Here is a 23,412-nt window from a genome sequence, read left to right on the forward strand (position 1 = left end):
GACTCCCTTGGTTTTGTCACGTCGACAACGGGCGCGGCGTGGCGGGGCCGCGGGCGGCTTTCCATGCGCAAATTTCGCCGTCGGGCGCAAGCAGTGAGTTTGTGGAGCAGATGCGCGCGGCGCGCTGGTCAGCCGAAGCAGACGAAACCCGCCGTACCCGCGATGGCGAGCGCAAGCCCCACCACTTCCAGCACGGCTGCCGATCGCGTTGCTGCATGCAGGTGGGAGACCTGCGTCGCGCGTTCGGACGCGCGCGCGTAGCCATGAACGATGATCTCTTCGTTGAATTCGCTGTGTGCCTCGAGGCCGAGCGTCAGTCCGACGCAGACGAGCAGGATGCCGAAGATGATAAGCCCGAAAAATCCGAGCAGGCCGATCAGCAGCATCGGGAACATGCCGAGCAGGAAGATCGGCAGCAGCGGCAGCAACAGCAGGGTCTCGGATTGCCTTCGCATCGGACGACCAATCGAAACGGGCAATTGACCACTGCAATGTAGGTCCGCGTCAGCGGCGCATCAAGGCGGATGCGTTCAACACGGCGTCATTGCGGAGCGGTCAGAGCCGCCGATTCGTAGGATGGGTTTCGCTTCGCTCGACCCACCCTGCAACCGTCGCTCAGCCCGCCGCCATTCCAGCGCGGATCTCGGCACGCAGCTCGTCGATCAGCTTGAGCCCGTTCTTGGTCTCGACGTGCCAGAAGGTCCAGCCGTTGCAGGCGCCTGAGCCCTGCGCGACCGCGCCGATGCGGTGGATCGAACCGACCTTGTCACCGAGCATGATGGCGCCGTCGGCGCGGACCAGCGCGCCATGGCGCTTCCTGGCGTCGACCAGCCTGGCGCCGGGCATGATCATGCCGCGCTCGATCAATTCGGAGAAGGCGACCCGGGGTGCCTCGCGCGCCGTCATGAACGGAGCCAGGGTTGCGTCCGGCAGCGGCTCGATCGCGGCGATCCGCGCTTCGGCGGCGGCGGCATAGGTCCGGTCGCGCTCGAAGCCGATGTATTTGCGGCCGAGGCGCTTGGCGACCGCACCCGTGGTGCCGGTGCCGTTGAACGGATCGATCACGAGGTCGCCGGGTTTCGACGACGACAGCAGCACGCGCGCCAGAAGCTGCTCGGGCTTCTGCGTCGGATGAACCTTCTTTCCGTCGCCGTCCTTGAGGCGCTCCTCGCCGGTGCACAGCGGGATCAGCCAGTCGGAGCGTGCCTGCACGTCCTCGTTGGCGGCCTTCAGTGCTTCGTAGTTGAAGGTATAGCCCTTGGCCTTCTCGTCGCGCGCGGCCCAGATCATGGTCTCGTGCGCGTTGGTGAAACGGCGGCCGCGGAAGTTCGGCATCGGGTTCGACTTGCGCCACACGATGTCGTTCAGCAGCCAGAACCCGAGGTCCTGCATGACAGCGCCGACGCGGAAGATGTTGTGATAGGAGCCGATCACCCACAGCGTCGCCGACGGCTTCATCACGCGGCGGCAGGCGAGCAGCCAGGCGCGGGTGAAATCGTCATAGGCGGCAAAGGACGAGAACTTGTCCCAGTCGTCGTTGACGGCATCGACATGCGATTCGTCGGGACGCTTGAGGTCGCCCTTGAGCTGCAGATTGTAGGGAGGATCAGCGAAGACCAGATCGACCGAGCCGGCCTCCAGCTTCGACATCTCCGCGACGCAATCGCCGATGACGATGCGAGACGACGGGGTACTCTCGAATTTAGTGCGGGGCGCCCTTGCAGACGCCCCGCGACGCGACACAACCATGACTCAAGAACTCTGACTCAGGCGACGCTGTCGGCGACGCGGGACTAAACAACCGACTGGCCACACATTGACCGGCCTTAGTAAAAATCGACTTAATTGGAAATGTTCGCGTAAAAGATTGCAGCGTCTTTCGAGCGGCGTGTCGCGTCGGCCTCACCGCGTAGCGCTTCGCCGTCGTGTCGTGCTGCAGCATCAATGCGTTGCGCGAAAAGTTTCGAACATCACGAATCCGTCGCGATTCGGCTGCACGGAACAGCGTTGCCGCGGCCGATGTCGCATCCGACGAATGCGCATCCGCGCACTAGGCAATTTTTGCCGGGCGAGCTATTGATTAACAGAACGGAAATTTTACGTCTGCTGTCCCGCGTTGGGCCGCTGACTGGAATGAAGGGAAACCGCCATGCGCTACGATGATTTTCGCCGCAGCGACGACATCGAGGACCGTCGCGACGAAGGCGGGATGGGCGGAGGCGGCGGCGGTGGTTTGGGCCTTCCGATGGGAGGCGGCGGGCTCGGCATCGGCACCATCATCGTGCTCGGCCTGCTCGGCTATGCCTTCGGCATCGATCCGCGCATCCTGATCGGCGGCGCGGAGATTCTCACCGGCGGCGGGCAGGCGCCGAGCTACCAGACCGACCGACAGTCGGGTGGCGGCCAGGTCAAGCGCGGCGCGCCGACCGACGAGATGGGCAGCATGATATCGGGCATCCTCGGCGAGATCGACGACCGCTGGAGCGAGATCTTCCAGGCCTCCGGCCAGAGCTACACCGGTCCGAAGGTCGTGCTGTTCCGCAACGCCACCAATGGCGGACGCTGCGGCATGGCGCAGTCGGCGATGGGCCCGTTCTATTGCCCGCCCGACAAGACCATCTTCCTCGACACCAGCTTCTTCCGCGAGGTCGAGACGCGTTTCCGCGGCTGCTCCGGCAATGCCTGCAAGTTCACCGCGGCCTACATCATCGCGCATGAGGCCGGCCATCACATCCAGAACCTGCTCGGCATCATCCCGCGCGTGACGCGGCTGCAGCAGCAGGCCGGAAGCAAGGCGGAAGCCAATGCCTTGCAGGTCAAGGTCGAGTTGCAGGCCGACTGCCTCTCCGGCGTCTGGGTCAACCGCGAAGAGAAGAAGCGGCCCGGTTTCCTCGAGGCCGGCGACATCGACGCCGCACTGACCACCGCGAACGCGATCGGCGACGACACGCTTCAGCGCCAGGCGACGGGCAGGGTGGTGCCGGACTCCTTCACCCATGGCTCGGCCGCGCAGCGCAAGCAATGGTTCATGACCGGCTATAAGAACGGCACGGTGCAGTCCTGCAACACGTTTGCCGGTGGGTAGTGGCGTCATTCCGGGGCGCCCGAAGGGCGAAACCGGAATCTCGAGGTTCCGGATCAGTCCGCTGCGCGGCCTGTCCGGAATGACGGCGAGGACACGCAATGTCTGCAATTGACGAATCCAAGACCTTCATCCCGCTGAATATCGCGGTGCTGACGATTTCCGACACCCGCGCGCTGGCCGATGACAAGTCGGGCACCACGCTCGCCGATCGCCTGACGGCGGCCGGGCACAAGCTCGCGGCCCGCGAGATCGTCAACGACGATGTCGAGGCGATTCGTGCCGTGGTCAGGCGCTGGATTGCGGATACAGGGATCGATGCCGTCATCACCACCGGTGGCACCGGCTTCACCGGTCGCGACGTGACGCCGGAGGCGATCGAGCCGCTGTTCGAGAAGCGGATGGACGGCTTTTCCATTGCCTTCCACATGCTGAGCCACGCCAAGATCGGCGCCTCGACGATCCAGAGCCGCGCCACCGCAGGCGTTGCGGGCGCGACCTTCATCTTCTGCCTGCCGGGCTCGCCCGGTGCCTGCCGCGACGGCTGGGACGGCATTCTGGCCGCGCAGCTCGACTACCGCACGCGCCCCTGTAATTTCGTCGAGATCATGCCGCGGCTCGACGAGCATCTGCGCCGTCCGAAGGCAAAGGGGGCGAGTGCGTAGCCTCCGGGCTTCATCGCCTGCCGCTGACGAATCTCACCACGACGCGCCACATCCCCCGAACGGCGTCACGATGGGCCTCCGCGCGCAGCGCGTGAGCGCGCCGTGATAGAGTGTGATGAGCTCAGCCGTCACGCGCCGCGCTTTATCGCAGCGCTGCGGCTTCAAAGATCCATCTCCCAGGTCTCACCGACGAGGTCCACGCCAAAGCTGTGGTGCCTCTCTTCCTTGACGCGGCGAAAGCCCTGGCGGGCGTAGATGCCGCGCGCGGCGACCAGGATGCTCTGGGTCCACAGCGTCATCCTCTTGTAGCCGTTCTCACGCGCGGTGCGGACGCATTGCTCGACCAGCGCCCGTCCGACGCCGAGCCCGCGCGCCTTCTCCTCCACCAGCAGCAGGCGCAGTTTTGCAACGCCGGCGCCCCCGTTGACCAGGAAGATCGAGCCGACCGGTTCGCCGTCGACCTCCGCGATCCAGCAATGCTCGCGGGCGGGATCGAACGACTTGACGAACTGCGCGCAGATCTCGGCGACCAAGGCCTCGTAGCTGATGTCCCAGCCATATTCCTCCGCATAGGCGCGTCCCTGGCGCGAGATCACCCAGCCGATGTCGCCGATGCGGTGGCTGCGCAGCAGGAAGCCGGCCGGCCTCGCAGCCTGTGGCTGCAGCGACCGCTCGATCGTGCCCATGGCCTGCACGACGGCGGCGCGCCTGTCGCCGTCGAGGCCATTCAGCATCGTCGCAACTTCGTCGTGGGATGCGCGATCCAGCTTCGCAAAGGCCTGTCGTCCCTTGGTGGTGAGGTTGAGCCGGACCTGCCGCCGGTCGGTCGGCAATGGCGTGCGGACGATCAGCCCGTCGTCATCGAATTTCTGGACGATCCGGCTGAGATAGCCGGCGTCGAGGCCGAGCTCGATCCCGATGTCGCGGGCCGCCGCATCCTCGCGATGGGCAAGCTCGTACAGCACGCGCGCCTCGCTCAGCGAAAACGGACTCTGCAGCAGATGCTGGTCCAGCACGCCGAGCTTGCGGGTGTAGAAACGGTTGAAGCCGCGCACCGCGGCGACCTGGCCTTCGGACTCTGTCATGGGGGCGTCTCCGATATTTGCCATTGTCAAATAATTATTTGACTTTGGCAAGTATCGATTGCGACCATGATCCGGCTACGCCACCATGATCCGGCTGCGCAGCATGGTGCGGGAAGAGCGACCGAGCCGGCGCAACAGCCGGGCCTCGGAACGCGGCGCGTCGGGCCGGTAGCCGCCGAGACGCTCATAATGGTCGCGTGCGATCAGCAGGCCCTGCTCGGCCGAGGGCCCGGCGATCATTCGGGTGACGAATTTGATGCCGTCGCGCAGGCCGGGATCGGCGTAGGGCGGGCGGGCGTAGCGGAAGACCCCGGCGCGGTCCTTGCCGCTCGTCGCAACCATCTGGATGAACTGGGTTGTTTCCTCGATCCAGCCGGCGTCCAGCACCGCACCCGGATGCAGGAACATCAGCCAGGGTGAGCGCGCCTGCTTGGCGCCCGCAGCGAGCGCCGCCGCGCGGCTGCCCAAAAAGCGCATGAAGCGGCAGCCCGCGACATCTGCGACGCGCTCCATCACGTCGGTATCGGTGCGATCGACCAGCAGCACCTCGCGAATGATTCCGGCGGCTGCGCCCGGCACCAGCGCCGCGAGCGTCGCGACCGCGGTGCGTTCGACCCCGTCAGTCGGAATGATCACGCTCAGCATGAGTCTTCGTCGGCTCGAAAGTTGAAAAACCGCGCTGTGTTATCACCTTGTCATATTCAAAGCAGCCTTTCGGGCTGCAGTTTTTTGCGGCAACGGTTTGTGGATTTTTACGCCGCGTGTTCTTGATTTGTTCTATTGCTGTGATAGCTTCACAGCATGAGCCGAGCATCCTCTCATGCCCTCAAGCACCCGCCGGTAACGGCGCCCTCCGATAACCCGGCGGGTGCGCCTTCCCCGTTTCCGGAGCTTGCGGTCGCGATCGAAAGCGAGCGGCGGCGCGGCCGCGGCGCGCAATCCAACGCCTCTGGCCGCTACGAGGCCGAGGCGAGGGTCGCCTTCGACGACGGCTGGCAGAGCCTCGACGATCTGCCGCCATTCAAGACCACGGTCGCGATCGACACCTCGCGCAAGGTGATCACCCGCAACGACTCGCCCGACATCGGCTTCGACCGCTCGATCAATCCCTATCGTGGCTGCGAGCACGGCTGCGTCTACTGCTTCGCGCGGCCGACCCACGCCTATCTCGGCCTGTCGCCGGGGCTCGACTTCGAATCGAAGCTGCTCGCCAAGCCCGACGCGCCGGAACTGCTCGAAAAGGAGCTGGCAGCACCGGACTACGAGCCGCGGATGATCGCGATCGGCACCAACACCGATCCCTATCAGCCGATCGAGCGCGAGCGGAAGATCATGCGCGGCATTCTCGAAGTGCTCGAGCGCGCAGGCCACCCGGTCGGCATCGTGACCAAATCGGCGCTGGTGACCCGCGACATCGACATTTTGGCGCGGATGGCGAAGCGCAATCTGGTCAAGGTCGCGCTCTCGGTGACGACGCTGGATCCGAAGCTCGCGCGTACAATGGAGCCGCGCGCGTCGACGCCGCCGAAGCGGCTGGAGGCGATCAAGCGGCTCGCGGAGGCCGGCATCCCTGCTACGGTCATGGTCGCTCCCGTGATCCCGGCGCTGAACGATTCCGAGATCGAACGGATCCTCGATGCCGCGGCCCATGCCGGCGCCAAGGAGGCGAGCTACGTGCTGCTGCGCCTGCCGCTGGAGGTCCGCGACCTGTTCCGCGAATGGCTGATGGCGAACTATCCCGACCGCTACCGTCACGTCTTCACGCTGATCCGCGACATGCGTGGCGGCCGCGACTACGACTCGCAATGGGGTTCGCGGATGAAGGGCACCGGTCCGATGGCCTGGATGATCGGCCGCCGCTTCGAGATCGCCTGCGAGAAGCTCGGGCTGAACAAGCGCCGCACCAAGCTGACGACGGACCATTTCGCGAAGCCGAAACGCAACGGGCAGCAGCTGAGCTTGTTCTAGGGAGGGTTCCGTAGCCCGGATGCAGCGCGGCGAAATCCGGGACTGCTCCCCCGCGGAACGACGTTCCCGGATTTCGCTTCGCTCCATCCAGGCTACGAACAATGCAAATAGAGAGTGCCAGCATGAGTACCATCCCAGCCCCGCGCTTCACCGTCCTGACCCTCGGCGTCACCGACATGCGCGCCAGCATCGCGTTCTATGAGGCGCTCGGCTTCACCAGGAAGATGCGCGCGACCGGCGAGGAGGTCGCCTTCTTCGAAACCGGCGCCACCGTGCTCGGGCTGTTTCCGTGGCATCTGCTTGCCGCGGATGCCGCCATGCCCGATCAGCCGCGGCCGACGACGTTTCACGGCGTCTCGATCGCCTGGAACTGCCGCGACGATGCCGAGGTCGATACCGTGATGGCGTTCGCACTCTCGAAAGGCGCAAGACTGCTGAACCCTGCACAGCCGACCAGCTATGGCGGCTATTGCGGATATTTCGCCGATCCCGACGGCCACGCCTGGGAAGTGGTGCGTGCGCCGGGCTTTACCGTCGGCGACGACGGGCGGGTGTCGCTGCCCGACTAACCGGCCGACCGCGACGTTCCCGCGCTCCCTCGCCCCGTTCTTACGTGGAGAGGTGAGGCCGAGCGATCGGCAGTTTGAATTGCGGGGACGGACGGCAGGTTCCCGGTTGCGCGGCGGGCCGGGCTTGATCACGATCCCCGCATGATTCGGGACAAGTCCGCCAAGAAAACGTTAGCGAAAACGTTAGCGAAAAAGCCGGCCGAGCCCGCCAAGGCGGAGAAGCGCGTGATCGTGCGGCCGAGCTTTCGGCGCGAGCGCGCGCTGATCAAGCGCGGCGTCTGGCCGATCGCCGGCTGCGACGAGGCCGGGCGCGGCCCGCTCGCCGGGCCCGTGGTCGCTGCTGCCGTGGTGCTCGACCCGAACCGTATTCCAAAGGGCATCGACGATTCCAAGCGGCTGACCGCGGAACGCCGCGAGGAACTGTTCGAGGAGATCTGCGCCACTGCCGCCTTCTCGGTCGCCGTGGCGTCGCGTGCGCGCATAGACCGCGACAATATCCTCCGCGCCTCGCTGTGGGCGCTGGCGCGCGCCGTGCACGCGCTGCCGGAGATGCCGAAGCACGTCTTCGTCGACGGCCGTGACAGGCTCGCCACGCCCTGCGACTGCGAGGCCGTGATCGGTGGCGACGGGCTCGTGTTATCGATCGCGGCGGCCTCGATCATCGCGAAAGTGACGCGCGACCGGCTGATGAGCGCGCTGGCGCTCGATTGCCCCGGCTACGGCTTCGAGCAGCACAAGGGCTACGCGGTTCCCGAGCATCTCGAGGCGCTCGACCGCCTCGGCCCCAGCGCCCATCACCGCAGCTTCTTCGCCCCCGTCGTCGCGGCGCGGCTGAAACATTTCCCGGTCCCGGCCGAACCCGACCTGTTCACAGTGGATGCGGAAAGCGAAGCCGCCGCATCCGAAGCGGCATAGGCCAGGCGCTGGCTTGCGCCCGTTCTCCACCGTGATCGCCCGGCTTGGCCAGGCGACCCAGTAGTCCAGCGATGGTTGTGCGGCAGCCGCGAGGCCGCGGCGTGCTGGATGCCCCGCACGCGCGGGGGCATGACGCGGAGATTGGGGCGGCGGTCCGCTTCAACCATTGAACACATCCGCCGCCGTTGCCACCGTCGCCGTCGCCCGGTATCAAATCCCCCGGATCGGATTGCGCCGCTGACGCGGGTGGCTGGGCATTTCAGGCGTTTCATGCGGTTTACCTCCCTGGTTGTCGAACTGATCCGGGCCCGGCCACGGCTGGTGGTCTGGATCGTGGTGCTGGCGCAGGCCGCGATCTGGCTGCTCGTTCCCCTGATCCTCTACGGCAGCCCGCCCGGCGATCTCGCCACCGTGCTGGCGTTCGGCCGCGAATATCAGGTCGGCACCGACATGGGGCCGCCGCTGTCGTTCTGGCTGGCCGATATCGCCTTCCGCGCCGTCGGCGATCACATGTTCGGCGTCTATCTGCTGGCGCAGGTCTGCGCGGTCGCGACCTTCATCGTCTTCTATCACCTGGCGCGTGCCATCGTCGGCGGGCCGCAGGCGGTGCTCGCGGTGCTGTTATCGATGACGGTGGTGGTGTTTTCCTCGCCGAGCGTCGAGTTCGGCCCGCTGATCCTGGCACGGCCGCTTTGGGCGCTGCTGCTGCTGCACTCCTGGCAACTGATCGGGCAGAACCGGCGCAGCGCCTGGTTCGCCTGGTCGATCGATTGCGGCTTGCTCTTGCTGACGACGCCGGCGGCAATCGGCATGATCCTTCTCGTCGCAGGCTTTGCACTCGCGACCGCGCGCGGGCGGCGCACCCTGATGTCGGTCGATCCGCTGTATGCGCTGCTCGTCATCGTCGTGCTGGCGTTGCCCTATCTGATCTGGCTGATCCGCGCCGATGTAATGGCGCTGCCGCCGCTGCCCGCGATCGCCGGTCTCGGCGCCCGCGCCACGCGCTGGGGCGTCGTGCTCGGCGGGTTGATCGTCGCGATGGTCGCCGTCGTGCTGCTCGCGATCCTCAATTCCGGCTGGTTCGCCCGCGGGCCGGAGGATGCGCCGATCATCTATCGCCCGCCGGTCGGGCCGCTGGCGCAACAATTCGTCTATTTCTTCGCCTTCGCGCCGGCGATCATCGGCAGCTTCGTTGCGGGCCTGTTCAATTTCGACCGCGTGTTCGGTGGCGCCGGCGTCGTGCTGCTGATGTCGGGACTGGCGGTGGTGGTCGCGACCGGCGACCTGGTTCATCTGCGGCGGCAGCGGTTATTGCGCACGGTCTGGGCGCTCGCCGTGGCGGGGCCCGGCCTCGCCGCGATCGCCGCGGCGCTGTTCCTGCCCTGGACCAGCACGACGGAGGCGCCGACCTCGCTGCCGGCGGTCGCGATGGGACGCTTCTTCGACGACAGCTATGAACGCCGCACCAACCAGCGCCTGCGCGCGGTTGCCGGAGATCCGCAACTGGCGAGCCTCATCGCGCTGGATGGGCGCCGGCCGCATCTGTTGCTCGACGCCAGCCCGCAGCGGACGCCCTGGCTGTCGATCGCGAAATTCAACCAGACCGGCGGCGTCGTGGTGTGGCGGGCACAGGACACCGCCGGCACCCCGCCGCCAGAGATCGCGCAGCGCTTTCCCGGCATTGTGCCGGAAGTTCCGCGCGCCTTCGACCGGCTGGTCAACGGACGGCTGCCCGTGCTGCGGATCGGCTGGGCCATCGTGCGGCCGAAGGGGTAGTCATCGTTGCCGTAGCCCGGATGGAGCGCAGCGTAATCCGGGAAAGGTCTCCGCGGATAATCTGCCCCGGATTGCGCTGCGCTTCATCCGGGCTACGAATAACTGAAGCCCTTACGCATTCGCTCCTTGCAACGCCTTCGCGATCGCGCGCAGATCGAGCCACGTCATCTTCTTGTAGGACGGCGAGCGCAGCAGATAGGCCGGGTGGAACGTGGCGATGGCGCGGATCGAACGCGTGCCGGTGTCGTAGTCGAACCATTTGCCGCGCGTGCGCATGATGCCCTCGCGCGTCGACAGCAGCGCCTGGGTCGAGGGATTGCCGAGCGTCACCAGCACGTCGGGATCGACCAGCTCGATCTGGCGCTGGATGAACGGCAGGCAGATTTGCGTTTCCTGCGGTGTCGGTGTGCGGTTGCCGGGCGGCCGCCACGGGATCACGTTGGCGATGTAGGCTTTGCTGCGGTCGAGCCCGATCGCTGCGATCATGCGATCGAGCAGTTTTCCCGAACGGCCGACGAAGGGCAGGCCCTCGATGTCCTCGTCGCGGCCCGGCGCCTCGCCGACGAACATCACGCGCGCCGCCGGATTGCCGTCGGCGAACACCAGCTTCGTCGCGGTCTGCTTCAGTGCGCAGCCGTCGAAATTCTCCAGCAGCGCGCGCAAGGCTTCGAGCGTCGGCGCGGTGCGCGCCGCCTCGCGCGCGGTAGCGATAGCCGCATCCGGCGAGACGCTGATTTCGCTACGCGGAACGGACGGCGTCGGCGCAGGCGGGGGGCGCAGCGGACCGGGCGTTGCGGACGGCTGCGCGGCCGCGGGCGCCGGAGCACGATCCGGCTCCTCCAGCCGGTTGATCGGCTCGTCGACAAGCGCGCAATCGACCCCGGCCTCGAGGTAAAAGGCCAGCAATTGCTTCAATGTAGGCGCGGGTTCTGGCGTCGGGGGCATGATATCGGCAGTTTAGGGCCGATTGCGTCGACGCGAAACCGCGAGATGCGCAATTCCATGGTTGTCCTTGCGTCAAAAATCGGAAACAACGACCTTGAAAAGCTTAGAAGCGTTCTCAACGGGCTGAGATCAGATCATGAGTGCTGAAGAACTTCCCCCTCGCGAGTCCATGGAATTCGACGTCGTCATCGTCGGCGCCGGCCCGTCGGGCCTGTCGGCCGCGATCCGGCTCAAGCAGGTCAATCCCGAATTGTCTGTCGTCGTGGTGGAGAAGGGGTCCGAGGTCGGCGCGCACATTCTCTCGGGCGCGGTGATCGATCCGATCTCGCTCGACAGACTGATCCCGGATTGGCGCGAGGACCCTGACTGTCCGTTGAAGACGCAGGTCAAGGAAGACCGGTTCTACTGGATGTTCGGCGACAATCACATCCGGCTGCCGAATTTCGCGATGCCGCCGTTGATGGACAATCATCACTGCTACATCGGCTCGCTCGGCAATGTCTGCCGCTGGCTGGCGCCGAAGGCGGAGGCGCTCGGCGTCGAGATCTATCCGGGCTTTGCCGCCGCCGAGGTGCTGTACGACGACAAGGGCGCGGTTCGGGGTATCGCGACCGGCGACATGGGCATTGCCAGGGACGGCACGCACAAGGACTCATACACCCGCGGAATGGAGCTGCTCGGCAAATACACGCTGTTCGCGGAGGGCGCGCGCGGCTCGCTGTCCAAGCAGCTGATCGCGAAATACCGGCTCGACGCCAAGAGCGAGCCGCCGAAATTCGGCATCGGGTTGAAGGAAGTCTGGCAGATCGATCCGGCGAAGCACCAGAAGGGCCTGATCCAGCACTCGTTCGGTTGGCCCTTGAACAATTCGACCGGTGGCGGCTCGTTCCTCTATCACTACGACGACAACCGTGTCGCGGTCGGCTTTGTCGTGCATCTGAATTACGACGACCCGTATCTGTCGCCGTTCGATGAATTCCAGCGCTTCAAGACGCATCCGTCGATCCGCGATGTGTTCGAGGGCGGCAAGCGGCTCGCCTATGGCGCGCGCGCCATCACCGAGGGCGGCTACCAGTCGGTGCCGCGGCTGACCTTCCCGGGCGGCGCGCTGGTCGGCTGCGCCGCGGGCTTCGTCAACGTGCCGCGCATCAAGGGCGTGCACAATGCGATGGGCACCGGCATGCTCGCCGCCGAGCACGTCGCTGCGGCACTCGCTGCCGGCCGCGCCAATGACGAGGTCGTCGACTACGAGAATTCCTGGCGCGACTCTGCTGTGGGCAAGGACCTGTTCAGGATCCGCAACGTCAAGCCGCTGTGGTCGAAGTTCGGCACCTTGCTCGGCGTTCCGCTCGGCGCACTGGACATGTGGACCAATCAGCTGTTCGGCTTCTCGCTGTTCGGCACGCTGTCGCACGCCAAGCCCGATCGCAAGACGCTCGACCCGTCGAAGCAGCATCAGCCGATCGTCTATCCGAAGCCGGACGGCAAGATCTCGTTCGACAAGCTGTCGTCGGTGTTCCTGTCCAACACCAACCATGAGGAAGACCAGCCGGTCCACCTCAAGGTCGCCGACATGAACCTGCAGAAGACCTCGGAGCACGACGTGTTCGCCGGCCCATCCAACCGCTATTGCCCGGCCGGCGTCTATGAATGGGTCGAGGAGGCCTCCGGGCCGCGCTACCAGATCAACGCCCAGAACTGCGTCCACTGCAAAACCTGCGACGTGAAGGACCCCAACGGCAATATCACATGGGTTCCCCCGGAGGGCGGCGGCGGCCCGAACTACGAGGCGATGTAATCGGAGCGGCCACTTTGGAAACATCGGGAACAGGTCCCGTTCCGACATTTGATCGGAACGGACGTTTCCGTGCCTGCTCCGGTCACGATACCGCCACAGTACCAGCGTTTTGCGATGGGGCTGGCTGGATCGGCGGGCCTAAAGGCTTAATCTGCCAATCGATTCGTCACGCCTATCCTTGCGGTTGAACGCCAAAAGCGGCATTGTCGCTGGCCGTGATGCCGCCGCTTGGGTTCGCATTCGAGACTGACCGCAGGCAAGATCTGGTCAGAACGATCTTGGCCGTAATCCCTGGAGCAAGGCGACCGTGATGCTGTCCACCCGTTTCAACCGCCTGACGATTGCCCTCATCGCCGCTGCCGCGCTTGCTGCGCCAGGCCAGCTGTTGGCGCAAACGCCGGAGCATCCCTCCGACAACGCGGCGCAGTTTCCGAGCAAGACCGACCTGAAGTCGCTGACCACCTCCGGCAGCTACCTGGCGGCCCGCCACGCCAGCGTCGAGCGCGACGCGGCCTCGGCTGCTGCGTTCTACCGCTCGGCGCTGCGCACCGACCCGAAGAATTCCGAATTGCTCGATCGCGCCTTCATCTCCTCGCTCGCCGACGGCGACATCGACGAGGCGGTCAAGCTCGCCGAGCGCATCCTGACCCAGGACAAGTCCAACCGCGTCGCCCGCCTCGTGATCGGTGTGCGCGATCTCAAGGCCAGGAAATATTCGGCGGCCGAATCCAACATCAACCAGTCGGTCCGCGGCCCGATCACCGACCTGGTGGCGACGCTGCTGTCGGCCTGGGCGAGCTATGGCGCCGGCGACGTCAAGGGAGCGGTTGCCGGCATCGACAAGCTGACCGGGCCGGAATGGTACCCGATCTTCAAGGACCTGCATGCCGGCATGATCCTCGAGCTCGCCGGCAAGGACAAGGATGCCGGCACCCGGTTCGAGCGCGCCTACAAGCTCGATGATTCGATGCTGCGCACGGTCGACGAATATGCGCGCTGGACCTCGCGCAACAAGGACGCCGCGTCGGCGACCGCGCTGTACGAGGCCTTCGACAAGAAGCTGCCGCGCCATCCCCTGGTGCTCGAGGGCATCAAGGAGACCAAGGCCGGCAAGAAGCTGCCGCCGCTGGTCGAGTCGGCGCAGGCCGGCGCCGCCGAGGCGCTGTACGGCATCGGGGCGACGCTGACGCGGCGCGGCGGTGAGGATCTGGCGCTGGTCTACCTGCAGCTTGCGCTCTATCTGCAGCCCAACCATCCGCTGGCGCTGCTCTCGCTCGCCGATCTCTATGAATCGGTGAAGAAGCCGCAGATGGCGATCAAGGTCTACGAGCGGATGCCGGCGTCCTCGCCGCTGAAGCGCAATTCGCAGATCCAGCTTGCGACCGATCTCGACGCCGCCGACCGCAGCGACGAGGCGATCAAGATTCTGAAGGAAGTCACCGCAGACGCGCCGAAGGACGTCGAGGCGATCATGGCGCTCGGCAATATCGAGCGCGGCCGCAAGAAGTTCGCGGACTGCTCCGGCACCTACACCAAGGCGATCGACGCGCTGCCGCCCGAGGGCGACAAGAACGCCTGGGTCACCTACTACTATCGCGGCATCTGCGAGGAGCGCTCCAAGCAGTGGACCAAGGCCGAGGCCGACATGCGCAAGGCGCTCGAGCTGCAGCCCGAGCAGCCGCATGTGCTGAACTATCTCGGCTATTCCTGGATCGACCAGGGCGTCAATCTCGACGAAGGCATGAAGATGATCAAGCGGGCCGTCGATCAGCGTCCCGACGACGGCTACATCGTGGACTCGCTCGGCTGGGCCTATTTCCGCATCGGCAATTACGATGAGGCGGTGAAGAACCTCGAGCGCGCGATCGACCTCAAGCCCGAGGATCCGACCATCAACGACCATCTCGGCGACGCCTACTGGCGCGTCGGCCGCACGCTGGAGGCCAAGTTCCAATGGGCCCATGCGCGCGACCTCAAGCCCGAGCCGGAAGAGCTGCCGAAGATCGAGGCCAAGATCCAGAACGGCCTGCCCGAGGACAACTCGCCGGCGGCCGCCTCCGCCGACAAGAAGAAGGATGACGACGGCAAGGGCGGCTAGTCGGGAGGGCTGAGGCCTCCATCACCTCTCCCGCTTCGGGTCGAGACGGGCGAAGCTCGCGCTCCGCACGCGAAAGAGGGGGAAGAGCACGGAATTTCTGCTCAAACAAAGAGATAGGATCGTGGTGCGATTTACGCTAATCGCATCACGATCTTTGTTTTTTTAGGGGTTTATCGCCGTGCCGGCGCTAGTTGAAGAAGGGCGTGCCAAGGTCAACCTGACGCTGCGGGTGATCGGGCGGCGCGTCGACGGATTTCACGACCTGGAAAGCGTCGTCGCGTTTGCCGATTGCGCCGATCGGCTCACGCTCGAGCCGGGCTCCGAGCTGGGGCTGACGATGGAAGGGCCGCTGGCCGCTGCCTGTGGCGACACCTCGGACAATCTGGTGCTCAAGGCCGCGCGCCTGCTCGGCGAGCGCGTGGCGGATCTCGAGGTCGGCCACTTCACGCTGGAGAAGGTGCTCCCCGTCGCGGCCGGCATCGGCGGCGGCTCCGCGGATGCCGCGGCCGCGCTGCGATTGCTGGCGCGGCTCAACGAGCTCGCGCTCGACGATGCCAGGATCATGGAGGTCGCGCTGCAGACCGGGGCCGACGTGCCGGTCTGCGTCGCCTCGCGCGCCTGCGACATGGCCGGCGTGGGCGAGACGCTGCTGCCGCTCGATCTGCCGACGATGCCTTGCGTGCTGGTCAATCCGCGCGTGCCGGTCGCGACCAGGGCCGTCTTCAACGCGCTCGGTCTGCGCAATGGCGAGCTCCTGATCGGAGCGACCGACGTGATGATGCAGACGCCGTCCTGGCCGGAAGCCGGTGTGGCGATCGACGACTGGATCGATGCGCTCGCAGGCGGCACCAACGATCTCGAAGCTCCCGCGGCGCGCATCGAGCCTGTGATCAGCGAGGTGCTCGCAGCGCTGCGCGCATCCGCAGGCGTCCGCCTCGCCCGCATGTCGGGCTCCGGTGCCACGTGCTTTGCGATCTTCGCCGATGACGCCGCCGCCGAAGCCGCCGGCGACAGACTGCGCGCCGATCGCCCCGGCTGGTGGGTGCATGCGGGCACGCTGAGCTGAGGATGCGGCGCGGCCGGGTGCGACAAATCAACCCGACGGGCAAAACGGCGCTTCCGTCGTCGGGCAAATCAGATGTTCAATTCCGCGCGTCTCACCCGATTGAGGGGCGCTTCGCGATCGTCACGAGTGTTGTGGTGGGATGCGGTGGACGCCGATGTCGCGATTGACGGTCGTGGCAGATGGCGGACGGCGAAATCGTGCAGGCCTGACGCCCTAGTGGCAGGTGTCTCGTCAGTGAGGGCGATGTCTCTTGCTGATGACGGTGACAAAAGAGCCCAGTCTCGCCGGGGAGAGCACGTATAAGCCGTAAACCATCGCGCAGGGAAAGCCGGGATGTTTCCGGTTACACCTGTGGTCCTACCCCCGAGCTATCTTTGTTGCTCGGGGCCCATGGGTGCGATCGGCACCCGGCTTTCCCTGCGCCCTCTGCTCGCAGAGCGGCGAAAGCGAAGAGCAAAGCTCGGGCAAATATGTCGCGAGACCGCGAAGCTGCGTCCTCATCCAAAGTTGTCATCGCCCGGCTCGATCATCGGTGAGCGTGGCGCGCAGCGGATCCGTCAGCCTAATGCGACCTTGCCAGGCAGAACGCCACCACCTCTTCCAGTGCCGTCTTCATCGGCGAGGGCGGGAACAGCGCGAGCGCGTCGACGGCCATCGCGCCATAGTGCTGGGCGCGGCTGATCGTGTCCTCCAGCGCGCGATGCTTGGTCATCAGCCCGATCGCGTGATCGAGATCGCTGGCGCCGATCTCGCCGCGCTCGAGCGCGCGGACCCAGAACTTGCGCTCGGTGTCGTTGCCGCGACGGAAGGCGAGCACCACCGGCAGCGTGATCTTGCCCTCGCGGAAATCGTCGCCGACATTCTTGCCGAGCTTGGCGGACTTGCCGCCATAGTCGAGCACGTCGTCGACCAGCTGGAAGGCGATGCCGAGATTCATGCCGACCGAGCGGCAGGCGGTCTGCTCGGCCTTGGGGCGGTTGGCGATCACGGGACCGACCTCGCAGGCCGCGGCGAACAGCTCGGCGGTCTTGCCTCTGATGACGGCGAGATATTCGTCCTCGGTGGTCGCGGTGTTCTTGGCGGCGGCGAGCTGCATCACCTCGCCCTCGGCAATGGTGGCGGCGGCTGCAGAGAGAATGTCGAGCGCGCGCAGCGAGCCGACCTCGACCATCATGCGGAAAGCCTGGCCGAGCAGGAAGTCGCCGACGAGGACGCTCGCCTCGTTGCCCCACAGCATCCGCGCCGACAGCTTGCCGCGGCGCAGCTCGCTTTCGTCGACGACGTCGTCATGCAGCAGGGTCGCGGTGTGCATGAATTCGACCGCGGCGGCGAGCTTGACGTGGCCGTCGCCGGAATAGTCAGACAATTGGGCCATCGCCAGGGTGAGCATCGGGCGCAGCCGCTTGCCCCCGGACGAGATCAGGTGGTTGGCGACCTCGGGGATCATGGTGACCTCCGAGCCGGTGCGCGAGATGATGGTCGCGTTGACGCGCTCCATGTCGGCGGCGACAAGTCCCACCAGCCCGTCGATCGAAGCATTGGACGGGCTTTCGAAGGGTACAATAACCGCCACGCTGGTCTCCAATTTTGCCGAATTCGCATTATCCTCAGCTATAACAATAGAAACTGCGCGGTGAAGCGGCAAGGCCACGAAATTGTTGACATGTGGCGCGACGCCCGGACAGCCGGGGGCAGAGGAGAGCTGGATTTGCGGGAATTGGTTCGGACCAACGACATGGTGCTGGTCTCCGCCGTCGGCGCGCTGCTCGACAGCGCCAACATCCACCATCTGGTGCTGGACCAGAACATGAGCATCATCGAGGGCTCGCTCGGCGTGCTGCCGCGCCGGATCCTGGTGCATGAGGATGACAACCGCGAAGCGCGCCAGCTCCTGACCGAGGCCGGCCTCGGCCACGAATTGCGGGCCGATGAATAGGCCGTCTTCCGCCGTCACCGAGGATGGATTCCTCGGCGGGCAATTGACGCTGCGGCAGCCGCGGGCCGGTCATCGCGCCGGCCATGACGCGATCCTTCTGGCCGCGGCCACGCCGGCGCGGCCGGGCGATCGCGTCGTCGATCTCGGCGCCGGCGTCGGCGCGGCCGGGCTGGCGGTGGCGCGGCGCGTGGGCGATGTCGACCTCGCACTGGTCGAGGTCGACGCTGGCCTGGCGGAGCTGGCGCGGAATAACGCCGGCGTCAATGCGATCATGGCCGACGTGATCGTGCTCGACGTCGAGGCCGGCGCGGCAGCGTTCGCGGACGCCGGGCTCGCGCCCGACAGTGCCGATGTCGTGATGATGAACCCGCCCTTCAACGATCCCTCGAGGCACCGCGCCTCGCCGGACAGCGTGCGCCAGCGCGCGCATGTCGCGACTGCAACGACGCTGGAGGGATGGGTCCATGTGGCACGGCGGCTGCTGAAATCGAATGGACGGCTGGTGATGATCTGGCGGGCCGACGGGATCGCCGAGGTGTTGAGGGCACTCGAGCGCGGCTTCGGCAGTGTCGAGATCCTGCCGGTTCACGCCGACGCGGCGGCGTCAGCGATCCGGATCCTGGTGCGGGCCACCAAGGGCGGGCGCGCGCCGACACGGCTGCACGCCGCGCTGCTGCTCAAAGATGAGTCAGGTGTGCCCAACAAATGGGTGCAGGAGATAATGGCTGGAAGGGGAGGATTGCCGCTGGCGCGGCCTTGAGCGGGCAGTTCCACCGCCCGCGTCGTCGTCGGAACCGAGTTAGTGCGGAGCCGTTTCCGACTGCCGGTCCGGCGTCGAGGTGAAACGGACCGCGGTGAGGAGTGTACCGATCAGCAAAATCAGCAGATAGATTTTCATGATGCTCTCCCGCTGCGTCATTGCAGCCCCAACGCAAGAATGCAAAAGGCGTGCCCCGCAATCCAATGACAGTGGCGTGATAAGGAATGGTTAATTCGAGGTAACGGCATGAGTGAACAAATAAGTGATCGCGCGGGACGGCCTGGAATGCTCGATCGCCTGATGAGCCTGCTTCCCGCGCGATTGAGGCGGGGTGTTGCCGTCGTTCCCGTGGTCCGTCTGTCTGGCGTGATCGGCGCGGTGACGCCGCTGCGGCCAGGCATGACGCTGTCAGGCGTCGCCAAGATGCTCGAGCGCGCTTTTGGCACCAGGAACGCCAAGGCGGTGGCGCTGGTGATCAACTCGCCGGGCGGCTCGCCGGTGCAGTCGCGGCAGATCTATCTGCGCATCCGTCAGCTCGCCGCCGAGAAGAAGCTGCCGGTCCTGGTGTTCGTCGAGGACGTCGCGGCGTCCGGCGGCTACATGATCGCCTGCGCGGGCGACGAGATCTATTGCGACCCGTCCTCGATCCTCGGCTCGATCGGCGTCGTCGGTGGCAGCTTCGGCCTCGAAGGGCTGATCAAGAAGATCGGGGTCGAGCGGCGGCTCTACACGGCCGGCAGCCACAAGGCGATGCTCGATCCATTCCTGCCGGAGAATCCCGACGACGTCGCTCGGCTGAAGGCGATCCAGCGCGAGATCCATGCGATCTTCATCGCGCTGGTGAAGCAGAGCCGGGGCGGACGCCTCAGGGGGCCCGACGACGAACTGTTCACCGGCGAATATTGGGCCGGCGAGACCGCTGTTGGACTCGGCCTTGCCGACGCCGTCGGCGATCTCAGGTCGACCCTGCGCGTGCGTTATGGTGAGAAGGTGCTGACGCCGGTGATCGCGCCCGCGAGCGGCATGCTCTCCGGCCTGCTCGGCCGGCGCGCGCCGGGGGCAGGGCAGCTGGCGTTGCTGGACGGGCTGGGCGGACTCCCCGACGATTTGATCTCGGCGCTGGAAACCAGGGCGATCTGGGCCAGATTCGGGTTCTGAACACGTGGATTTGAGCGCGCCATTTAGCCCCAAAAGCGCAATTGCGGCGCAGGCTGTCTTCGGCGAGAATACCTCCCATTGGGGGCCTGACCGACGTGAACGACAAGGATCGACCGATGCCGCCGCTGATCGCATTCGCAGGCGTCCTGGGTGGCCTGGCCGTGGTCCGCTGGGCCTACAGGACCGCCATCCAGATCAACCGGGAACTGGAGGAGGCGCGGCTTGCCCGCGGGGCCGAGGCCGCGCGTTCAAGCGAAATCAAGACCCTGCGCCGCGACCCCGTCACCGGAGCCTACCGCCCGGGCTAGGACTTGAAACCCCCTCGCCCCGCTCTTGCGGGGAGAGGGTTGGGGTGAGGGGCTGTCTCCGCAAGCTCGAAAGACGCCAGTACGCGGAGAATCCCTCTCACCGCAAATCCGCGCGACGCGCGAATTTCAGCCTCTCCCCGCAAGCGGGGCGAGGCAAGAACGAAACACCCCGCATCGCCTTGATTCCATTGGCCGCCGCCGATACGGTCCCGCGCGCTTCAATCCCCCCTCGCGAGACCTGACGTGACGATGGACGCCCTGCCTGATCACATGCGCCCGGAACGGTCGTTCCAGGGTTTCATCCTGGCCCTCCAGCGATTCTGGGCCGAGCAGGGCTGCGTCATCCTGCAGCCTTACGACATGGAAATGGGCGCCGGCACCTTCCATCCCGCCACCACCCTGCGCGCGCTGGGCCCGAAGCCCTGGAACGCGGCCTATGTGCAGCCCTCGCGGCGGCCCAAGGACGGCCGCTACGGCGAAAACCCCAACCGGATGCAGCACTACTATCAGTTCCAGGTCATCATGAAGCCGTCGCCGCCGAACCTTCAGGAGCTGTACCTGAAGTCGCTGGCCGCGATCGGCATCGATTCGGCCGTTCACGACATCCGCTTCGTCGAGGACGACTGGGAGAGCCCCACGCTCGGTGCCTGGGGCCTCGGCTGGGAATGCTGGTGCGACGGCATGGAAGTCTCGCAGTTCACCTACTTCCAGCAGGTCGCCGGTGTCGAATGCGCACCGGTGTCGGGCGAACTCACCTACGGGCTCGAGCGCCTCGCGATGTATGTGCAGGGCGTCGACCGCGTCTATGACCTCAACTTCAACGGACGCGAGGGCGCCGACAAGGTCACCTATGGCGACGTGTTCCTGCAGGCCGAGCAGGAATATTCGCGGCACAATTTCGAATATGCCGACACCGCGATGCTGTTCGAGCAGTTCAGGATGGCCGAGGACGCCTGCAAGAAATATCTCGCTGCCGGCTGGCGCGAGGGTGGCAATGCGAAGGAACATCTGATGGCCTTGCCGGCCTACGACCAGTGCATCAAGGCGAGTCACGTGTTCAACCTGCTCGATGCCCGCGGCGTCATCTCGGTGACCGAGCGGCAGAGCTACATCGCGCGCGTGCGCGATCTGGCGAAGGCCTGCGGCGAGGCGTGGATCCACACCGAAACGGGCAGGACGGTCTGATGCCCGATCTTCTCCTCGAACTGTTCTCCGAAGAAATCCCCGCGCGCATGCAGGGGAAGGCGGCGGACGATCTGCGCCGCATGGTGACCGACAAGCTCGTCGCCGAGGGCCTCGTCTATGAGGGCGCCAAGGCGTTCGCGACGCCGCGGCGCCTCGCGCTGACCGTGCACGGCATCCCCGCGCGCCAGCCCGACCTGAAGACCGAACGTCGCGGCCCGAAGATCGGTGCGCCGGATGCGGCGGTGCAGGGCTTTCTGAAGGCGACCGGTCTCAAATCGCTGGATGAAGCGACGATCCAGAAAGATCCGAAGGGCGATTTCTACATCGCGCTGATCGAAAAGCCCGGCCGTCCTGCGATCGACGTGATCGCCGAGATGCTGCCGGTGATCATCCGCACCTTCCCGTGGCCGAAATCGATGCGCTGGGGCGCGCGTTCGGCCAAATCAGGCTCGCTGTCCTGGGTGCGCCCGCTGCACGCGATCACAGCGACCTTCGGGCTCGAGACCGAGGAGCCCGATGTCGTGAAGTTCTCCATCGACGGCATCGGGGCCGGGCAGACCACTTACGGCCACCGCTTCATGGCACCCGGCGCGATCTCCGTGCGCCGCTTCGAGGATTACGAGGCCAAGCTGAAGGCCGCAAAGGTCATCCTCGATCCGCAGGCGCGCAAGGACATCATCCTCGAGGACGCCAAGGAGCTGGCATTCGCGCAGGGCCTCGAGCTGGTCGAGGATCAGGTGCTGCTCGACGAGGTCTCCGGCCTCGTCGAATGGCCCGTCGTCATGATGGGATCGTTCGAGCAGGAATTCCTGGCGATTCCGGACGAAGTGATCCGCGCCACCATCCGCAACAACCAGAAGTGCTTTGTTGTCAGGGATCCCAAGACCGGGAAATTGACCAACAAGTTCGTGCTGACGGCCAATCTCGAAGCCACCGACGGCGGCAAGACCATCGTTGCCGGCAACGAGCGCGTGATCCGGCCGCGGCTGAGTGATGCGAAGTTCTTCTATGAGACGGACCTGAAGACCAGGCTGGAAGACCGGCTGCCGAAGTTCGAGCAGATCGTGTTCCACGAGAAGCTCGGCACGCAGGCGGAACGGATCAGGCGCATCGAGCGGCTTGCCGCCGAGATCGCGCCACTCGTTGGCGCCGATGTCGAGAAGGCAAAGCGTGCCGCGCATCTCGCGAAGGCCGATTTGCTCACGGAAGTCATCGGTGAATTCCCCGAGCTTCAGGGCCTGATGGGCAAGTACTACGCGCTGGCGCAGGGCGAGGATGCGTCCGTCGCTGCGGCGAGCGAAGAGCACTGGAAGCCGCAGGGGCCAACGGATCGCGTGCCGACCGATCCGGTGAGTGTGGCTGTGGCGCTGGCGGACAAGCTCGACACCTTGGTTGGATTCTGGGCGATCGACGAGAAGCCGACGGGGAGCAAGGACCCCTACGCGCTGAGGCGGGCGGCGCTGGGCGTCATCAGGCTGATCGTCGAGAACACGCTGCGCCTGCCGATTGTGAAGGCCGCCAGGTCCGCACTGGCCGGGCTCTCGGTCAACGCGGACAGTGAGAAGCTGTCAAACGATCTGCTCGCCTTCTTCGCCGACCGCCTGAAGGTCCAGCTCCGCGAACAGGGCGCACGCCACGATCTCGTCGATGCCGTGTTCTCGCTCGGCGGCCAGGACGATCTCCTGCTCGTCGTCCGCCGTGTCGAGGCCCTCGGCAAATTCCTCGATACCGACGACGGCAAGAACCTGCTCGCGGGGACAAAACGCGCCAGCAACATCCTCGCGATCGAGGAGAAGAAGGACAAGCGCACCTTCGACGGCGTGCCCGACGCCGCGCTCTACATGCTCGACGAGGAGAAGGCGCTGGCGAAGGCGATCGACCAGGTGAAGAGCGACGCCTCCGCCGCGGTCGCCAAGGAAGAATTTGCGGCTGCGATGAGCGCGATGGCCAAGCTGCGTCCGGCGGTCGATGCCTTCTTCGACAACGTCAAGGTCAATGACGATGACCCGAAGGTTCGCGAGAACCGCCTGAAGCTGCTCAACGAAATCCGGGCTGCGACGCGCGCGGTCGCGGATTTCTCCAGGATCGAGGGCTGAGC

21 protein-coding genes and 1 pseudogene are annotated in these 23,412 nt (G+C 65.7%); 15 read left to right on the top strand and 7 right to left on the bottom strand.

Features of this window, described 5'->3' with window-relative positions; all coding sequences use genetic code 11:
* Nucleotides 1-128: 128 nt before the first annotated feature.
* Both JQ586_RS04590 and JQ586_RS04595 read right to left on the bottom strand, forming a co-directional pair.
* The gene (locus JQ586_RS04590) at nucleotides 129-428 is read right to left on the bottom strand and encodes a hypothetical protein (protein WP_249147268.1); all 300 of its coding nucleotides are present in this window, start codon (nucleotides 426-428) and stop codon (nucleotides 129-131) included.
* Between the two features lie 187 nt (nucleotides 429-615).
* On the bottom strand, nucleotides 616-1,749 hold the full coding sequence (locus JQ586_RS04595; protein WP_212393299.1) for a site-specific DNA-methyltransferase: 1,134 nt from the start codon (nucleotides 1,747-1,749) through the stop codon (nucleotides 616-618).
* A gap of 400 nt (nucleotides 1,750-2,149) precedes the next feature.
* Here JQ586_RS04595 and JQ586_RS04600 point away from each other — a divergent pair, with 400 nt between their 5' ends.
* A complete protein-coding gene (locus tag JQ586_RS04600; protein WP_212393300.1) occupies nucleotides 2,150-3,085 on the top strand; it encodes a neutral zinc metallopeptidase in 936 nt (311 codons plus the stop codon).
* A 98-nt stretch (nucleotides 3,086-3,183) separates the two neighbouring features.
* Nucleotides 3,184-3,747: a molybdenum cofactor biosynthesis protein B gene (gene moaB / locus JQ586_RS04605; protein WP_212393301.1), complete on the top strand. Its 564-nt coding sequence runs from the start codon at nucleotides 3,184-3,186 to the stop codon at nucleotides 3,745-3,747.
* A gap of 10 nt (nucleotides 3,748-3,757) precedes the next feature.
* Here the strand turns inward: moaB and JQ586_RS41455 are convergent.
* The 3 genes and pseudogenes from JQ586_RS41455 to JQ586_RS04615 form a co-directional block, all read right to left on the bottom strand.
* Nucleotides 3,758-3,838, bottom strand: a pseudogene (locus tag JQ586_RS41455) (hypothetical protein); the annotation flags it as partial.
* Between the two features lie 70 nt (nucleotides 3,839-3,908).
* Nucleotides 3,909-4,832: a helix-turn-helix domain-containing GNAT family N-acetyltransferase gene (locus JQ586_RS04610; protein WP_212393302.1), complete on the bottom strand. Its 924-nt coding sequence runs from the start codon at nucleotides 4,830-4,832 to the stop codon at nucleotides 3,909-3,911.
* A 75-nt stretch (nucleotides 4,833-4,907) separates the two neighbouring features.
* Entirely contained in the window at nucleotides 4,908-5,477 is a 570-nt protein-coding gene (locus JQ586_RS04615) for a glycosyl transferase (protein WP_212393303.1), read from the bottom strand.
* Between the two features lie 156 nt (nucleotides 5,478-5,633).
* Here JQ586_RS04615 and JQ586_RS04620 point away from each other — a divergent pair, with 156 nt between their 5' ends.
* The 4 genes from JQ586_RS04620 (at nucleotide 5,634) to JQ586_RS04635 (ending at nucleotide 10,060) form a co-directional block, all read left to right on the top strand.
* Entirely contained in the window at nucleotides 5,634-6,800 is a 1,167-nt protein-coding gene (locus tag JQ586_RS04620) for a PA0069 family radical SAM protein (RefSeq protein ID WP_212393304.1), read from the top strand.
* A gap of 122 nt (nucleotides 6,801-6,922) precedes the next feature.
* The gene (locus JQ586_RS04625) at nucleotides 6,923-7,369 is read left to right on the top strand and encodes a VOC family protein (RefSeq protein WP_212393305.1); all 447 of its coding nucleotides are present in this window, start codon (nucleotides 6,923-6,925) and stop codon (nucleotides 7,367-7,369) included.
* Between the two features lie 141 nt (nucleotides 7,370-7,510).
* Nucleotides 7,511-8,284 carry a ribonuclease HII gene (locus JQ586_RS04630; protein ID WP_212393306.1) on the top strand — a complete coding sequence of 258 codons (774 nt, stop codon included), beginning with the start codon at nucleotides 7,511-7,513 and terminating at the stop codon, nucleotides 8,282-8,284.
* A 270-nt stretch (nucleotides 8,285-8,554) separates the two neighbouring features.
* Complete coding sequence (locus JQ586_RS04635) at nucleotides 8,555-10,060, top strand: glycosyltransferase family 39 protein (protein WP_212393307.1); 1,506 nt, start codon at nucleotides 8,555-8,557, stop codon at nucleotides 10,058-10,060.
* Nucleotides 10,061-10,171: 111 nt separating this feature from the next.
* Here the strand turns inward: JQ586_RS04635 and JQ586_RS04640 are convergent, their stop codons facing one another.
* Nucleotides 10,172-11,005, bottom strand: a complete 834-nt coding sequence (locus tag JQ586_RS04640; RefSeq protein ID WP_212393308.1) for a uracil-DNA glycosylase family protein — start codon at nucleotides 11,003-11,005, stop codon at nucleotides 10,172-10,174.
* Nucleotides 11,006-11,141: 136 nt separating this feature from the next.
* Between JQ586_RS04640 and JQ586_RS04645 the strand changes: the two genes are divergently transcribed.
* From JQ586_RS04645 to JQ586_RS04655, 3 genes are all read left to right on the top strand, one after another.
* Nucleotides 11,142-12,803: an electron transfer flavoprotein-ubiquinone oxidoreductase gene (locus JQ586_RS04645; RefSeq protein WP_212393309.1), complete on the top strand. Its 1,662-nt coding sequence runs from the start codon at nucleotides 11,142-11,144 to the stop codon at nucleotides 12,801-12,803.
* Nucleotides 12,804-13,113: 310 nt separating this feature from the next.
* The gene (locus JQ586_RS04650) at nucleotides 13,114-14,901 is read left to right on the top strand and encodes a tetratricopeptide repeat protein (RefSeq protein WP_212393310.1); all 1,788 of its coding nucleotides are present in this window, start codon (nucleotides 13,114-13,116) and stop codon (nucleotides 14,899-14,901) included.
* 178 nt (nucleotides 14,902-15,079) lie between these two features.
* Nucleotides 15,080-15,967 carry a 4-(cytidine 5'-diphospho)-2-C-methyl-D-erythritol kinase gene (locus JQ586_RS04655; RefSeq protein WP_212393311.1) on the top strand — a complete coding sequence of 296 codons (888 nt, stop codon included), beginning with the start codon at nucleotides 15,080-15,082 and terminating at the stop codon, nucleotides 15,965-15,967.
* A 562-nt stretch (nucleotides 15,968-16,529) separates the two neighbouring features.
* Here JQ586_RS04655 and JQ586_RS04660 read toward each other — a convergent pair.
* On the bottom strand, nucleotides 16,530-17,540 hold the full coding sequence (locus tag JQ586_RS04660; protein ID WP_212393312.1) for a polyprenyl synthetase family protein: 1,011 nt from the start codon (nucleotides 17,538-17,540) through the stop codon (nucleotides 16,530-16,532).
* 135 nt (nucleotides 17,541-17,675) lie between these two features.
* Between JQ586_RS04660 and JQ586_RS04665 the strand changes: the two genes are divergently transcribed.
* The 6 genes from JQ586_RS04665 (at nucleotide 17,676) to glyS (ending at nucleotide 23,410) form a co-directional block, all read left to right on the top strand.
* Complete coding sequence (locus JQ586_RS04665) at nucleotides 17,676-17,903, top strand: DUF2007 domain-containing protein (protein ID WP_212393313.1); 228 nt, start codon at nucleotides 17,676-17,678, stop codon at nucleotides 17,901-17,903.
* The gene (locus tag JQ586_RS04670; protein WP_212393314.1) at nucleotides 17,896-18,663 is read left to right on the top strand and encodes a tRNA1(Val) (adenine(37)-N6)-methyltransferase; all 768 of its coding nucleotides are present in this window, start codon (nucleotides 17,896-17,898) and stop codon (nucleotides 18,661-18,663) included. Before JQ586_RS04665 ends, JQ586_RS04670 begins: the two co-directional genes overlap by 8 nt.
* Before the next feature lie 246 nt (nucleotides 18,664-18,909).
* On the top strand, nucleotides 18,910-19,821 hold the full coding sequence (locus JQ586_RS04675) for a S49 family peptidase (protein WP_212393315.1): 912 nt from the start codon (nucleotides 18,910-18,912) through the stop codon (nucleotides 19,819-19,821).
* A gap of 116 nt (nucleotides 19,822-19,937) precedes the next feature.
* Nucleotides 19,938-20,129 (top strand): hypothetical protein, encoded by a 192-nt coding sequence (locus JQ586_RS04680; RefSeq protein WP_212393316.1) that lies wholly within the window; start codon nucleotides 19,938-19,940, stop codon nucleotides 20,127-20,129.
* Nucleotides 20,130-20,378: 249 nt separating this feature from the next.
* On the top strand, nucleotides 20,379-21,314 hold the full coding sequence (locus tag JQ586_RS04685; protein ID WP_212393585.1) for a glycine--tRNA ligase subunit alpha: 936 nt from the start codon (nucleotides 20,379-20,381) through the stop codon (nucleotides 21,312-21,314).
* Entirely contained in the window at nucleotides 21,314-23,410 is a 2,097-nt protein-coding gene (gene glyS / locus JQ586_RS04690; RefSeq protein WP_212393317.1) for a glycine--tRNA ligase subunit beta, read from the top strand. The genes JQ586_RS04685 and glyS overlap by 1 nt, the downstream gene beginning before the upstream one ends.
* Nucleotides 23,411-23,412: the final 2 nt, after the last annotated feature.

The organism is Bradyrhizobium jicamae (assembly GCF_018130215.1).
Classification (GTDB): Bacteria; Pseudomonadota; Alphaproteobacteria; order Rhizobiales; family Xanthobacteraceae; genus Bradyrhizobium; species Bradyrhizobium jicamae_A.